This is a genomic window from Nocardiopsis changdeensis, from assembly GCF_018316655.1.
In the GTDB taxonomy this organism is placed as follows: Bacteria; Actinomycetota; Actinomycetes; order Streptosporangiales; family Streptosporangiaceae; genus Nocardiopsis; species Nocardiopsis changdeensis.
This window is the reverse complement of the sequence record NZ_CP074133.1, coordinates 5,787,892-5,801,968: the sequence shown is the minus strand read 5'-3', so window position 1 is coordinate 5,801,968 and position 14,077 is coordinate 5,787,892. Positions and strand designations below refer to the sequence as shown.

Genomic DNA, 14,077 nt, shown 5'->3' with positions numbered 1-14,077 from the left:
ATGAGCTGGCACACCCGCCCCATGGCCGCGCTGGACTTCGAGTCGACCGGACTCGACCTCGCCACCGACCGGATCGTCACCGCCGCCCTGTGGCGCATCGACCCGGCCGCAGGCACCAAGGAGAAGCTGTCCTGGCTGGCCGACCCGGGTGTGGAGATCCCCGAGGAGGCGACCGCCATCCACGGCATCACCACGGAGCACGCCCGCCAGAACGGGCGGCCCGCGGTGGAGGCGGTCACCGAGATCGCCGCCGCCCTGGAGAAGGTCGCCGCCGACGGGCTGCCGGTGGTCGTCTACAACGCGCCCTACGACCTCGGGCTGCTGTCCGCGGAGCTGGAGCGCCACGGCCTGTCCTCGGGGTTCCTCCGGGAGCTGCGGGTGATCGACCCCCTGGTGCTCGACAAGCACACCGACCCCTACCGGCGGGGCGGCCGCAAGCTCACCGACGTGTGCGCCCACCACGGGGTGCCCCTGGACGAGAGCCAGGCGCACGGGGCCGCCGCCGACGCGCTGGCCGCGGCGCGGCTGGCCTGGCGGCTGGGCGCGACCCACGAGGAGCTCGCGTCCCTGGACCTGGACGCCCTGCACGCCGCCCAGGCGGCCTGGAAGGCCGAGCAGGCCGCGTCCTTCCAGGCCTACCTGAGGCGCGGACGCGACCCGGAGGCGGTCATCGACGGGAGCTGGCCCCTGGCGGCGGGCTGACCGGCCGCGGGCCGGCCGGGGGACAGGCCGGGCGCGGGCCGGGGGCCGCCCCGCGGGCCACCGCCCCTACCGGTCGCCGCCGGACCGGAACCCCGGAAGGTGCGCGAACGCGTAGCGGATGTGCTCCTCCACCAGGTCCGCCGCCAGCTCGCCCCGACGCGCCTCGACGGCCTCCATGACCCCCCGGTGGTGGCCGCGCAGCACCTCCGACGTGGCCGGCCAGTCGGCGGCGCCCCGGAAGCCCTCCAGCACCCGCTGCTTCATCGACTCGCGGATGGCGATGGTCATGTCCGCGACCAGCCGGTTCCCGGCCGCCTCGGCGATCGCCACGTGGAAGCGGGTGTCGAACTCGTTGAACTCCTCACGGCCGAGCGCCGGGTCGTCCATGGCGTCCACCAGGGAGCGCATCAGCGCGAGGTCCTCGGCGGAGGCCTCCCGCGCGGCCAGCGCGGCACTGGTGCGTTCGAGCATCACCCGCGCCTCGATGACGTCGACCATCGGGAAGCTCGTCAGCGCCACGTGCAGCCGCAGCATCCGGGTGAGCGCGCCGCTGGTCATCGCGGTGACCACGGTGCCCGCCCCCTTGCCGGAGCCGACCGAGGAGCTGACCACCCCGTGCGCCTCCAGGGTCCGGATCGCCTCGCGCACGGCGGCACGGCTGACCTCCAGCCAGGAGGCGAGCTCGCGCTCGGGGGGCAGGTGGTCGCCGACCCGGAGAGCGCCGCTGACGATCTGCTCCTCGATGCGGTCGACCACGAGCTCGTAGGCCCGGCTGCGGGGGACCGGCCGCCAGGCCGGCTCCGCCCGGGGCGCATCGCCCGTACTCGCCTCGTTCACCCCGGCGGCCCTCCGCTTTCCCCTCGTCGCGTCGCGGTGCCGTCATCCTATGGGCCGGGCCCCCGCCGCGGCCCGCCGGGAGACCCCGCACCCGCGGTGCGGAGCACCCGGTACCCCGCCGTGCGACGCGCGGCGGGCCTCAGCCGGCGGCCCGCTCGACGACGCTCCGCACGGTCTCGACGGCGACCCCGGGCTGGTCGACGTGGATGTAGTGGCCGCTCTCGGACGCGGTGGTCAGCCGGCTCTGCTCGGAGAGCTCCAGCCACTTCTCCTGCCCCTCGGCCCACACGCGCTCCAGCTCGTCGCCGTACTCGGCGATCTCGCCGAGGTAGGGGACCCCGTGCCGGACCACCTCCACCGGGACGTCCCCGGCCGGGCGGACCAGCGGATCGGACTCGATCACGAGGTTCTCCGGGTTCTCCCCCTCGAACACCGCGATGTTCTGGGCGCGCACCTCGGCGCCCTCGCCGGTGGCGGACTCGGGGATCACGCCGGTGATGTCGTCGAGCATCGTCGGCGACGTGGCGTCCAACAGCACCAGGCCCCCGACCCGCTCCGGGTGGTCGGGGGCGTAGCGGGCGGCGATCAGCCCGCCCAGGGAGTGGCCGACCAGGACGGCCGGGGCGTCGGGGGAGACGTCGTCGAGGACGGCGGTCAGGGTCTCCCCGCTGTCGGCGATGGTCTGGGGGCCGCTCGGCGGGTCGCTCTCGCCCTCGCCGAAGCGGTCGTAGGAGCAGACCCGGTCGTCCTCGGCCAGGGTCCGTTGCAGGTCGGCCATGGTGTCCAGCCCGTCGCCCATCCCGGCCATCAGGACGATGACCGGCCGGCCGTCCGCCGGGGCGCCCGAGCAGGAGACGTGCACGGAGCCCCCGTCGACGGTGAGCGTCTTCGAGCCGGTGAACAGCTCCCCGTCGGTCATCACCTCGTCCGCGGCGGACTCCAGGTCCTCCCGCACCTCGCCCAGCCCCTCCTCCACGTCGGACGCCACCCCGCAGCCGGTGAGGCCGAGGCAGCACAGTGCGGTCAGGGCGGTGGCGCGGACGATACGGGACACGGTGGCCTCCGGGGAAGGGAACGGTACGGCGGACGGACAGCCGACACGCTACGGACCCGGCGGCCCGCCGGTCATCACCGCTCAGAGGGCACCTGCGCGTAGCTCGCACGGGGGACGCGGCCCGGGGCGTTGCGTCACAGCGCCACTACACTGCACCGGTGACCAGACTCCGGCACCCCCTCCTCCTGTGGCGGCGACTCGACGTCACCCTCCGGGACCTCCCCCTGGGCCTGCTGCTCCTGGCCGCCTCCCTCCTCCCGGCACTGCACCACCACGGAACCCAGGTCGGCGGCGTCCCGGACCGCCCCCTCGACGCCCTGGGCCTGGCCGTGGCCGCCCTCCAGTGCCTGCCCCTGGCCGGGCGGCGGCGGTGGCCCGCCCCGGCCCTGGCCCTGGTGGCGTGCGGTTTCGCCCTCGACCAGCTGGCCGGCTACCACCTGGTGGCGGGCACCGCGCTGCCCCTCGCGCTGATCAGCGCCGGCGCCCACCTCGACCGGTACCGGCGCACCACCCTGCTGGCGGGCACGGCGGCCTTCGCGGTGCTGGCGGTCGCCCTGACGCGGGTCGGGACGGGCGAGCCCCTCGCCGAGTGGGTGATGTTCTACGCGGCGCTGGCCCTCTCCTGGGGGATCGGGGCGTGGCTGCGCTCCACCCGCGCCGCCGAGGCCGAGCGCCGCCGCCGGGTCGCCGAGGACACCCGTGCCGCCGAGCGCGCCCGCATCGCCCGCGAACTCCACGACGTCGTGACCCACCACGTGACCGCGATGGTCGTGCAGACCGAGGCGGCCCGCCACCTGACCGCGGCGCCCGAAAGGCTCGACGGGGCCCTGGCCGCGGTCGCCGGCACCGGCCGGCAGGCCATCGGCGACCTGCGCCGCCTGCTCGACGTGATCGACCCCGGGCACACGGGACCCCCTTCCGGCGAGGGGCTGCTCCCCCTGGTGGAGCGGACCCGCCGGGCCGGGCAGCCGGTGGAGTTCACCGAGGAGGACGCGCCGGACGCCCCGCGCGGCGGCGCCGGCCTCGTCGCGCACCGCGTCGTCCAGGAGGCCCTGACCAACGCCCTCAAGCACGCGCACGGCAGCCGCACCACCGTCCGCGTCCGCCACCGCCCCGAGGAGATCACCGTGGACGTCGGCACCGACCGCGCCCGGTCCGCCCCCGCCGCACCCGGCGGCGGGCGCGGCCTGGCCGGTCTGCGCGAACGCGTGGAGGACCTGGGCGGCGACTTCGCCGCCGGGCCCCGCCGGGACGGGGGCTTCGCCGTCCACGCGCGCATCCCCGCGCCCGCACCGGCGGGCGGCCGGGAATGAGCGCGCCGATCCGGGTCCTGGTCTGCGACGACCAGGTGCTGATCCGCACCGGGCTGGCCACGATCGTCGACGCCCAGCCCGACCTGGAGGTCGTCGGCGAGTGCGCGGACGGCGCGACCGCGGTCGACCTCGCCGGACGGCTGCGCCCCGACGTCGTGGTGATGGACGTGCGCATGCCCGTGCTCGACGGCATCGAGGCCACCCGCCGACTGGCCGGCGCCGGGGTGGAGCACCCCGTCAGGGTCCTCGTGGTCACGACGTTCAACCTCGACGAGTACGTCTACGAGGCGCTGCGCGCGGGCGCCAGCGGCTTCCTGCTCAAGGACGCGCCGCCGGAGCGGCTGCTGCACGGGATCCGGACGGTGGCCTCCGGTGCGGCCCTGCTGGACCCCGACGTCACCCGCCGCCTGGTGGGCGAGTACGCCGAGCGCATCAGGCCCTCCCGCACCGACCCGGCCGACTCCCCGCTGACGCCCCGCGAGCTGGAGGTCCTGCACCTGCTCGCGGAGGGCCTGTCCAACGGCGAGATCGCCGCCGCGCTGTTCATCAGCCAGGAGACCGTGAAGACGTTCGTCTCGCGCATCCTGGCCAAACTCGGCCTGCGCGACCGCGTCCAGGCCGTGGTCTACGCCTACCGCCACGGCCTGGTGTCGTGAGACCCGGCACCGTGGAAGGACCCGGTGCCGTGGAACACGAAAGGCGTCCCGAAGGACGCCTTCTCGCCTGGTCAGCGGGGTGAACCCGCTGGTCCGTCTTGTGTGCCCCCTGCAGGATTCGAACCTGCGCACACGGCTCCGGAGGCCGTTGCTCTATCCCCTGAGCTAAGGGGGCTGGCTTGCGTGAACAACTGTAGCAGGGGCTCCGCGCGCTTCGTCCACCCGTTTGCCGCGCGCGGCGGATCCCCCCGTTCCGGTGGTGCGGCCCGCCCCCGCGGCGGTAGTGTCGCGCCGTGAACGCCTTGCCCGCACGGGTTCTCGTCGTCGAGGACGACGACGTGATCCGGGAACTGATCCGCCTCAACCTCGAACTGGAGGGGTTCGAGGTGTTCACCGCCGTGGACGGGCAGGACTGCCTCGACCGGATCGGGTACATCGACCCGCACGTGGTCACCCTCGACGTGATGATGCCCCGGCTGGACGGCTGGACGACCGCGGAGCGGTTGCGCGCCGGTGAACGGACACGGACGCTGCCCATCGTGCTGGTCACCGCGCGCACCCAGGAGGAGGACGTGCGGCGGGGCGAGCGGATCGGCGTGGACGCCTACGTCACCAAGCCGTTCGACCCCGACGCGCTGATCGACGTCGTACGCGGCCTGCTCGGGGGGCGCGGGTGACCCCGGCCGACCTGGAGGCGGTCGTGAGGTCCGCCGCCGCCGACGCCTTCGACCTGCCCGCCGAGCGGATCCCGTTCGTGTGGCCGCGCGGCGACCAGGCCGCCGACGGCGCCGACGCCGCGACCGCCCTGGCACCGCGCCTGGTGGGCCTGGTGGGCGACCGCCTGCCCCCCGGGGCCGGGCGGCCGCACCTGCGGGTGGCCGGGCGCATCGCCGCCCGGATGGCCGACCTGCGCGACCGGGGCCGCCTGTCCTACGCCCGGCTGCACGCCGACGACCGGGGCTTCCTGAACGTCACCCTGGGCGCGCGCCAGCGCGACGACCTGCTGGGCGCGGCCGCGGACGGCCCCCGCTTCCTCACCGGCCGCGGGTGGGACGGGGCGGGGGAGTGGCCCCGCACCGCCCTGCACGGTGCCGGGCCGGTGGCCCAGGCCCGCCGGTGGGCGCGGGCGGACGCGCGCTCCCGCATCGCCCTGGCCACGGGCGACGCTCCCCCCGCGGTGCCGGAGGCGGGGGAGGTGTCCTGGCGGGACCCCTACCTGGACGGCGACCGGGCCGGGCTGTTCACCCCCGCGGCCCGGGCGCTGGGCGCGGTCGGCGAGGACAGCGCCCGCATCGCGTTCTGCCGGTCCATCCCCGAGCGCCCGCGCGAGACGGAGACGACCGGCCGCGACCTCCCGGTGCTGCCGTCGGCGGAGTACCCGGGCGCGTGGGCCCGCCTGACCGACGCCAACCCGGCCTTCCGGCTGCGCTACGCCCACGCGCACGCGGTCTCCCGGAAACGGTGGGTGGCCGAGGGGGCGCCCCGGCACGCGGCCTGCGAGCGGCACACCGCCCCGGTGCGCCGCGCCCTGGTGGACGGCCCCAGCGCGCTGGCCGGGGCGGCCCGCCGAGAGGAACCCCATATCCTGGTCCGATACCTGGAAACCCTGGCCGGTGCCTACGATGAATGGCGGACCTGTCCCTCCGCCGCGACCGCGCAGGCGGGGTACACCACCGCCGACCCGGCGCTGCCGTCCGCCGTCGCCGGGATTCTCCGCACCGGGCTGTTCCTGCTCGGGGTGTCCGCGCCCACAAGGCTGTGACCCCGCCGCGCCCGGTGGGCCGCACCCGACGCCCGCGTTCCGATCGGAGAAGTGGACAATGGGGGAGGGGTGCCGTCCCTCCCGTCACGCCGTTCCAGCCGAAAGCCCGTTATGAGCCGCTACGCCCACCCCGCCGGATCCCGTCACGCGGAGATCCTCCCCGAGGACAACCCGCCGCTGCCGCCCGAGGACCTCAACGCCCTCGACCCCCGGGTGTGGCCCGCCACCGCACGCCGTGAGGACGGCGCCCTGGTCGTGGGCGGCGTCGATGTCCGCGAGCTGGCGGACACCTACCAGACGCCCCTCTTCGTCATGGACGAGGAGGACTTCCGGGCGCGCGCCCGCGACTACGCCACGGCGTTCGCCGGGTCCGACGTCTACTACGCGGGCAAGGCCCTGCTGACCAAGGCGGTCGCCCGCTGGGTGATCGAGGAGGGCCTCAAGCTCGACGTCTGCTCGGGCGGCGAGCTGGCGGTCGCCCTGGCCGCCGGGGTGCCCGCCGACCGCATCGGCATGCACGGCAACAACAAGTCGGAGCGCGAGCTGCACCGGGCGGTCGAGGCCGGCGTCGGCCGGATCATCATCGACTCGCTGGACGAGATCGAGCGCCTGGAGCGCGTCGCCGCCGGGCTGGACCGCACCCCGAAGGTCCTGATCCGCGTCACCACCGGTGTCGAGGCCCACACCCACGAGTTCGTGGCCACCGCCCACGACGACCAGAAGTTCGGCTTCGCGCTGAGCACGGGCGCGGCCGCCGAGGCGGTCCGCCGGGTGCTGGACGCGCCGCACCTGGACCTGGTGGGCCTGCACTCGCACATCGGCTCCCAGATCTTCGACACCTCCGGCTTCGAGGTGGCCGCCCGCCGCGTCACCCGTTTCCTCGCCGGGATCCACACCGACCTGGGCGTCACCCTGGCCGAGCTGGACCTGGGCGGCGGCCTGGGCATCGCCTACACCTCCGACGACACCCCGCTGGACCCCAAGACCATCGCCGACGGCCTGACGTCGATCGTGCGCCGCGAGTGCGAGGAGGCCGGGCTGCCGGTGCCGCGCCTGGCCGTGGAGCCGGGCCGCGCCATCGCGGGCCCGCCCGGGGTCACCGTCTACGAGGTCGGCACGGTCAAGGACGTCGAGGGCATCCGCACCTACGTCAGCGTCGACGGCGGCATGAGCGACAACATCCGCACCGCCCTGTACGGCGCCGAGTACACCGGCCGCCTCGTCTCGCGCGAGAGCGCCGCCGGGCCGATGCTGTCCCGCCTGGTGGGCAAGCACTGCGAGAGCGGCGACATCATCGTGCACGACCTGTACCTGCCGGCCGACCTGCGCCCGGGCGACCTCGTCGCGGTCGCGGCCACCGGCGCGTACTGCCTCTCCATGGCGAGCAACTACAACCACCTGCCGCGGCCCGCGATGGTCGCGGTCCGGGACGGTGCCGCCCGCGTGATCGTGCGCAGGGAGACCGAGGAGGACCTCCTCCGCCTGGACGTCGGCTGACCGGTCCGCGCGGCGACGGTCAGAGGATCACGAGAGAACTGGGAGTCACGCCCAAATGGCGATGAAGGTGGCGCTGCTCGGATGCGGCGTTGTGGGTTCGCAAGTCGTTCGCCTGATCGAGGAGCAGTCCGAGGAGCTGGCCGCACGGATCGGCACGCCCATCGAGGTCGGCGGGATCGCGGTGCGGCGCATCGACCGCGCCCGCGGCGTCTCCCCCGAGCTGCTGACCACCGACGCCGTGGCCCTGGCCACCCGGCCCGACATCGACGTCGTGGTGGAGGTCATCGGCGGGATCGAGCCGGCGCGCTCGCTGATCCTGGCGGCGATCGGGGCGGGCAAGTCCGTGGTCACCGCCAACAAGGCGCTGCTGGCCGAGGACGGCCAGACCCTGCACGCGGCAGCCCGCGAGGCCGGGGTGGACCTGTACTACGAGGCGTCGGTGGCGGGCGCCATCCCGCTGCTGCGCCCGCTGCGCGACTCGCTGGCCGGCGACCGCGTCAACCGGGTGCTGGGCATCGTCAACGGCACCACCAACTACATCCTGGACCGGATGGACTCCCTGGGCGCCGGGTTCACCGAGTCCCTGGAGGAGGCCCAGGCCCTGGGGTACGCCGAGGCCGACCCGACGGCCGACGTGGAGGGCTTCGACGCCGCCGCCAAGGCCGCGATCCTGGCGCGGCTGGCCTTCCACACCCAGCGGGTGACCGCCGCCGACGTGCACCGCGAGGGCATCACGGGGGTGACGGCCGCCGACATCGCCAGCGCCAGGGCGATGGGCTGCGTGGTCAAACTCCTGGCGATCTGCCAGCGCTCGGAGGACGACAAGTCGGTGGGCGTGCGCGTCCACCCGGTGATGCTGCCGGTCGACCACCCGCTGGCCGGCGTCAAGGAGGCCTACAACGCGGTGTTCGTGGAGGCCGAGTCGGCGGGCCGGCTGATGTTCTACGGCGCCGGCGCGGGCGGCACCCCCACGGCCAGCGCGGTGCTGGGCGACGTGGTGGCGGTGGCGCGCAACCGCCGGGCGGGGACCTCGGTCGCCGAGGGCGGCCACGACACCGGCCTGGGCGTCCACGACATGGGCGACACCATCACCAGCTACCACGTGGCACTGGACGTGGCCGACCGCCCGGGCGTGCTGTCCAAGGTCGCCGAGATCTTCGCCCGCCACCAGGTGTCGATCAAGAACGTGCGCCAGGAGGGCCGCGGCGACGACGCCCAGCTGGTGCTGGTCAGCCACCCCGCGCCGGACGCCGCGCTCAGCCGCACGGTCGAGGACCTGCGCGTCCACGACATGGTCCGCGAGGTCGCCAGCGTGATGCGCGTGGAGACCTTCGCGGACTGACCGCCGCCGGGGCGGGCGCGGCACCCGCGCCGCCCCCGGCCCCGGCCCGCCGACGGCCGTCTCGGAATGCGGACAAGGGCGACCGCGATTCGAGATGATCCCGGCCTGGCCGTAGACTCGTACCAGGTGGGGGCAGCGTCCCGGGTCCGCTACGGGGCCACAGCGCCCCGCCGCTTCTCCATCTTCTCCATGCGTATCGAGCGGGATCCGCATCCACCCGAAAGGGACACTGTCGTGAGCAAGGCACGGGCGTGGCGAGGCATCGTCGAGGAGTACCGCGACCGCCTCCCCGTCAACGAGAGCACCCCCGTCGTCACCCTCCAGGAGGGCGGCACGCCCCTGCTGCCCGCCACGCGCGTATCCCAGCTCACCGGATGCGAGGTCTTCCTCAAGGTGGAGGGCCTCAACCCCACCGGCTCCTTCAAGGACCGGGGCATGACGATGGCCATCACCAAGGCCGCCGAGGACGGCGCCAAGGCCGTCATCTGCGCCTCCACGGGCAACACCAGCGCCAGCGCCGCCGCCTACGCGATCCGCGCCGGGATGACCTGCGCCGTCCTGGTGCCCCAGGGCAAGATCGCCATGGGCAAGCTCGCCCAGGCCCTTGTGCACGGCGCCCGCCTGCTCCAGGTCGACGGCAACTTCGACGACTGCCTGGAGCTCGCCCGCAAGCTCAGCGTCGACTACCCGGTCGCCCTGGTGAACTCGGTCAACCCCTACCGCCTCCAGGGCCAGAAGACCGCCGCCTTCGAGATCGTCGACGCCCTGGGCGACGCCCCGGACGTCCACTGCATCCCCGTCGGCAACGCCGGGAACATCTCCGCCTACTGGATGGGCTACACCGAGTACAGCCGGGACGGGATCTCCACCCGCAACCCGCGCATGTTCGGCTTCCAGGCCAGCGGCGCCGCCCCGATCGTCAACGGCGCCCCGGTCACCAGCCCGAGCACCATCGCCACCGCGATCCGCATCGGCAACCCGGCCTCCTGGAGCCTGGCCGAGCAGGCGCGCGACGACTCCGGCGGGATCATCGACAAGGTCACCGACCGCCAGATCATGGCCGCGTACCGGCTGCTGGCCGCCGAGGAGGGCGTGTTCGTCGAACTCGCCTCCGCGGCCTCCGTCGCCGGCCTGCTCCAGGCCGTCGAGGCCGGGCTGGTCGAGCGCGGCAGCCGGATCGTCTGCACCGTCACCGGCAACGGCCTCAAGGACCCCGACTGGGCCCTGGCCGGGGCCTCCTCGGCCACCACCGTGCCGGTCGACGCCCTGGCCGCGGCCCGGGCCCTGGACCTGGCCTGAGCGCCCTCCGGCGGGGGCGTCCGCACGCCCCCGCCGGAGCGGGACCGCCGTGAACACGCACGACCGGAAGACCCCACCGAAAGACCCCGCCATGACCCCACCGCGCCCCGACCGGGTGTCCGTCCGCGCCCCGGCCACCAGCGCCAACCTGGGGCCGGGCTTCGACGCCCTGGGCCTCGCGCTGTCCCTGTTCAACGACTTCGAGGTCGTGCTGCGCGACGACGGCGAACTCCGGGTGGAGGTGAGCGGCGAGGGCGCCGGAGAGGTCCCCGCGGACCACCGCCACCTCGTCGTCCGCTCCATGGCCGAGGCCTTCGACCGCGCCGGGGAGAAGCTGCCCGGCCTCACGCTGACCTGCGTCAACCGCATCCCGCACGCGCGCGGCCTGGGGTCGTCGTCCTCCGCGATCGTCGGCGGCGTCGCCGCGGCCGCGGCCCTGCTGGGGCGCACCGGCCCCGACGGCGGCCCGGACCGCGACTGGATCTACCAGATCGCCGCCGACCTGGAGGGCCACCCCGACAACGTCGCCCCGTGCGTCTTCGGCGGCTACACCGTCGCCTACCGCGAGGCCGACCGCTGGGGCGCCGTCTCCCTGGCCCCGGACCCGCGCCTGCTCCCGGTGCTGTGCGTCCCGGAGTGGCGGCTGTCCACCGAACGCGCCCGCGGGCTCCTGCCCGAGAGCGTCCCGCACGCCGACGCGGCCTTCAACGCGGGCCGTGCCGCGCTGATGACCGCGGCCGTTTGTGGCCATCCCGAAACCCTGTACGCGGCCACCCGGGATCGGCTACACGAGGAGTACCGGGCGCCCGCCATGCCGCGCACCCTCGACCTCGTACGCGCCCTGCGTGACCAGTGGGAACTCCCCGCGGTGGTCTCCGGGGCGGGACCCACGGTCCTGGTGCTGTGCTCCGTGGCGGAGGGGGAGGCGGAGGCCGGTTCGCCGGAAATCGCCGAGGCGCTTGATTCAATCCGTCGTAGTGCGGGTAATGATTGGGACATACGCCCCCTGCCGGTCGAGCAGGCGGGGGTGCGGTCCCCATCTCCCCATCCGTAGCACCATGTGTCGAGGAATAGCCGTGGCCTCTGGTGATGTTAGGCTAGGTGAAGCACCAGATGCCCCGTTGCGGGGCGAGTGCTCATCCGCCACAGCGGCCTCCGCATCCCATACTCCGGTGGTCCGGTCCCACGACCGTCCGGAAGCGGTGGTCGGTGTGTCGATTCCGCGGATTCTCCGCGAACGTGTCGACATCCCCGCTGCAAGCTCCTCCTCCCCGGATGAGCGTTCCGCCGCGGTCGATCGGCAGTACCACCGAGCCACCCGCCCCGACGTCTGGCTGTACCCAGAGCCCGCCGCGATCGGGTAGGGGACCGTCTTCTCGCCGGTTTCCGACATCCACGTGGGGCACGCCCTACCCGGCCCAGCCGGTTCGCACCACCGGGCCGGCCGCTCCAGCACCCGCTGACGGCCGAAGCCCGCTCCTTGGGAAGGACCCTTAGTGAGCGACACCACCGAACTCCGAACGGACGCGGCGGTCGACAGCAAGAACGGCACCGGCGCCTCCGGAGCGGAGGCCGGCGACGCTTCGGCCACGACGTCGCCGAGCAGGTCCCGCGCCGCGGCGCGCGGCACCGGTCTCGCCGCCCTGAAGCTCCCCGAGCTGCAGAAGCTCGCGTCGAGCCTGGGCATCACCGGTACGGGGCGCATGCGCAAGAGCGACGTCATCGCCGCCATCGAGGCCAAGCAGGGCGGTCCCGTGGGAGCACCGACCAAGGCCAAATCGCCGAAGAAGACCGAGACCGAGCCCGAGGCCGGTAAGGTCGAGGCAACCGACAGCCGGTCCCAGGAGCCGTCGGGCTCGGACGAGGCGCGCACGCGCGCCGACCGGTCGTCGGACCAGGCCGTGACCGACCCCCAGGGGCGGGGCGAGAAGGCGCCCCGGAGCCGCCGCTCCACCCGCAGGCGCGGGGACGAGGCCGGCGACCAGCCCCGATCGGTGGACGGCACCGACTCCTCTACCTCCGCGAGCAGCGTGACCAAGACATCCAGCACCCCCCAGAAGACCGGCTCCGACAGCTCCGAGGACCGCGAAGGCCGGTCCGGGCAGGGCCGTGAGCGCCAGCGCAACCGCCGCAACCGCAACCGCGGCGGCGACGACCAGAGCGCCGGAGGTTCCCAGCAGGGCGGCCAGGGCGGCGGCCAGCAGGGACGCGGCGGCGCGGGCGCAGCCGACGACGACGAGTTCGGCGGACGCCGCCGGGGCCGCCGCCGGGACCGCAGGGACCGGCGCGGCGGACGGGGCGGCCAGGAGCCGGAGCCGGTGATCGGCGAGGACGACGTCCTGCTGCCGGTCGCGGGCATCCTCGACATCCTGGACAACTACGCGTTCGTCCGCACCACGGGCTACCTGCCCGGGTCCAGCGACGTCTACGTCTCCCTGGCCCAGGTGCGCAAGCACGGCCTGCGCAAGGGCGACCACATCATCGGCGCGGTCCGCCAGCCCCGCGACGGCGAGCGCAAGGAGAAGTTCAACGCCCTGGTGCGCCTGGACTCGGTCAACGGCATGTCGCCCGACCAGGCCAAGAACCGCCAGGAGTTCTCCAAGCTCGTCCCGCTGTACCCGCAGGAGCGGCTGCGGCTGGAGACCGAGCCGGGCGTGCTGACCACGCGCATCATCGACCTGGTCGCACCCATCGGCAAGGGCCAGCGCGGGCTGATCGTCTCCCCGCCCAAGGCGGGCAAGACGATGGTGATGCAGGCGATCGCCAACGCCATCACCGAGAACAACCCGGAGTGCTACCTCATGGTGATCCTCGTGGACGAGCGTCCCGAGGAGGTCACCGACATGCAGCGCACGGTCAAGGGCGAGGTCATCCACTCGACCTTCGACCGCCCGGCCGAGGACCACACGGTCGTCGCCGACCTGGCCATCGAGCGGGCCAAGCGCCTGGTCGAGATGGGCATGGACGTCGTCGTCCTGCTGGACTCCATCACCCGCCTGGGCCGCGCCTACAACCTGGCCGCCCCGGCCAGCGGGCGCATCATGTCCGGCGGTGTGGACTCCACGGCGCTGTACCCGCCCAAGCGCTTCTTCGGCGCCGCCCGCAACATCGAGGGCGGCGGCTCGCTCACCATCCTGGCGACCGCGCTGGTGGAGACCGGCTCGCGCGCCGACGAGGTGATCTTCGAGGAGTTCAAGGGCACCGGCAACATGGAGCTCAAGCTCAGCCGCTCCCTGGCCGACAAGCGCATCTTCCCCGCGGTCGACGTGGACGCCTCCAGCACCCGCAAGGAGGAGATCCTCATGTCGCAGGAGGAGCTCAACGTCGTCTGGAAGCTGCGCCGGGTCCTGCACGCGCTCGACACCCAGCAGGCCATCGAGCTGCTCCTGGACAAGATGAAGGAGTCCAAGAGCAACGCGGAGTTCCTGCTCCAGGTGCAGAAGACCACCTGAGCGCCCACCGCGTGACGCGCACGGCGGCCCTCCCCACCCGGGGAGGGCCGCCGTCCGTCGTCACGGGCCGGCGGGGTCCCGCCCGTCATCGCGCCCGCCGCGAAGACCGGGGACGGCCCCGAGCGCGCGACCGAACCGGCCCCGCCCCCGTGGGGGAGAGCGG

Annotated in this window: 12 protein-coding genes and 1 tRNA gene; 10 read left to right on the top strand and 3 right to left on the bottom strand. The window is 74.2% G+C overall.

The window, feature by feature from the left end:
• Complete coding sequence (locus KGD84_RS26145) at positions 1–702, top strand: exonuclease domain-containing protein (protein ID WP_220563009.1); 702 nt, start codon at positions 1–3, stop codon at positions 700–702.
• Between the two features lie 66 nt (positions 703–768).
• Here the strand turns inward: KGD84_RS26145 and KGD84_RS26140 are convergent, their stop codons facing one another.
• Both KGD84_RS26140 and KGD84_RS26135 read right to left on the bottom strand, forming a co-directional pair.
• Complete coding sequence (locus KGD84_RS26140; RefSeq protein ID WP_220563008.1) at positions 769–1,539, bottom strand: FadR/GntR family transcriptional regulator; 771 nt, start codon at positions 1,537–1,539, stop codon at positions 769–771.
• 139 nt (positions 1,540–1,678) lie between these two features.
• The gene (locus KGD84_RS26135; RefSeq protein ID WP_220563007.1) at positions 1,679–2,593 is read right to left on the bottom strand and encodes an alpha/beta fold hydrolase; all 915 of its coding nucleotides are present in this window, start codon (positions 2,591–2,593) and stop codon (positions 1,679–1,681) included.
• Positions 2,594–2,751: 158 nt separating this feature from the next.
• Between KGD84_RS26135 and KGD84_RS26130 the strand changes: the two genes are divergently transcribed.
• The gene (locus tag KGD84_RS26130) at positions 2,752–3,906 is read left to right on the top strand and encodes a sensor histidine kinase (RefSeq protein ID WP_220563006.1); all 1,155 of its coding nucleotides are present in this window, start codon (positions 2,752–2,754) and stop codon (positions 3,904–3,906) included.
• Positions 3,903–4,562, top strand: coding sequence for a response regulator (locus KGD84_RS26125; protein ID WP_220563005.1), 660 nt, complete (start codon positions 3,903–3,905; stop codon positions 4,560–4,562). The genes KGD84_RS26130 and KGD84_RS26125 overlap by 4 nt, the downstream gene beginning before the upstream one ends.
• A 103-nt stretch (positions 4,563–4,665) precedes the next feature.
• On the opposite strand, the gene KGD84_RS26120 is transcribed toward KGD84_RS26125, so the two are convergent.
• Positions 4,666–4,737 (bottom strand) — tRNA-Arg (locus KGD84_RS26120).
• A gap of 118 nt (positions 4,738–4,855) precedes the next feature.
• On the opposite strand from KGD84_RS26120, the gene KGD84_RS26115 reads away from it, so the two are divergent.
• From KGD84_RS26115 to rho, 7 genes are all read left to right on the top strand, one after another.
• Positions 4,856–5,239, top strand: coding sequence for a response regulator (locus KGD84_RS26115; protein ID WP_220563004.1), 384 nt, complete (start codon positions 4,856–4,858; stop codon positions 5,237–5,239).
• On the top strand, positions 5,236–6,324 hold the full coding sequence (locus KGD84_RS26110; RefSeq protein WP_220563003.1) for a DALR anticodon-binding domain-containing protein: 1,089 nt from the start codon (positions 5,236–5,238) through the stop codon (positions 6,322–6,324). The genes KGD84_RS26115 and KGD84_RS26110 overlap by 4 nt, the downstream gene beginning before the upstream one ends.
• Before the next feature lie 111 nt (positions 6,325–6,435).
• Complete coding sequence (lysA, locus tag KGD84_RS26105) at positions 6,436–7,821, top strand: diaminopimelate decarboxylase (protein WP_220563002.1); 1,386 nt, start codon at positions 6,436–6,438, stop codon at positions 7,819–7,821.
• 55 nt (positions 7,822–7,876) lie between these two features.
• Positions 7,877–9,163 carry a homoserine dehydrogenase gene (locus KGD84_RS26100; RefSeq protein ID WP_220563001.1) on the top strand — a complete coding sequence of 429 codons (1,287 nt, stop codon included), beginning with the start codon at positions 7,877–7,879 and terminating at the stop codon, positions 9,161–9,163.
• A 234-nt stretch (positions 9,164–9,397) separates the two neighbouring features.
• Positions 9,398–10,462 carry a threonine synthase gene (gene thrC, locus KGD84_RS26095; protein ID WP_220563000.1) on the top strand — a complete coding sequence of 355 codons (1,065 nt, stop codon included), beginning with the start codon at positions 9,398–9,400 and terminating at the stop codon, positions 10,460–10,462.
• A 91-nt stretch (positions 10,463–10,553) separates the two neighbouring features.
• The gene (gene thrB / locus KGD84_RS26090; RefSeq protein WP_220562999.1) at positions 10,554–11,516 is read left to right on the top strand and encodes a homoserine kinase; all 963 of its coding nucleotides are present in this window, start codon (positions 10,554–10,556) and stop codon (positions 11,514–11,516) included.
• 442 nt (positions 11,517–11,958) lie between these two features.
• Positions 11,959–13,914: a transcription termination factor Rho gene (rho, locus tag KGD84_RS26085; protein ID WP_220562998.1), complete on the top strand. Its 1,956-nt coding sequence runs from the start codon at positions 11,959–11,961 to the stop codon at positions 13,912–13,914.
• Positions 13,915–14,077: the final 163 nt, after the last annotated feature.

Bases quoted from the DNA above. Each gene is read 5' to 3' on its own strand.
- KGD84_RS26125 (WP_220563005.1), top strand. From the start codon at position 3,903: ATGAGCGCGCCGATCCGGGTCCTGGTCTGCGACGACCAGGTGCTGATC.
- KGD84_RS26145 (WP_220563009.1), top strand. From the start codon at position 1: ATGAGCTGGCACACCCGCCCCATGGCCGCGCTGGACTTCGAGTCGACC.
- thrB (WP_220562999.1), top strand. From the start codon at position 10,554: ATGACCCCACCGCGCCCCGACCGGGTGTCCGTCCGCGCCCCGGCCACC.
- KGD84_RS26100 (WP_220563001.1), top strand. From the start codon at position 7,877: ATGGCGATGAAGGTGGCGCTGCTCGGATGCGGCGTTGTGGGTTCGCAA.
- lysA (WP_220563002.1), top strand. From the start codon at position 6,436: ATGAGCCGCTACGCCCACCCCGCCGGATCCCGTCACGCGGAGATCCTC.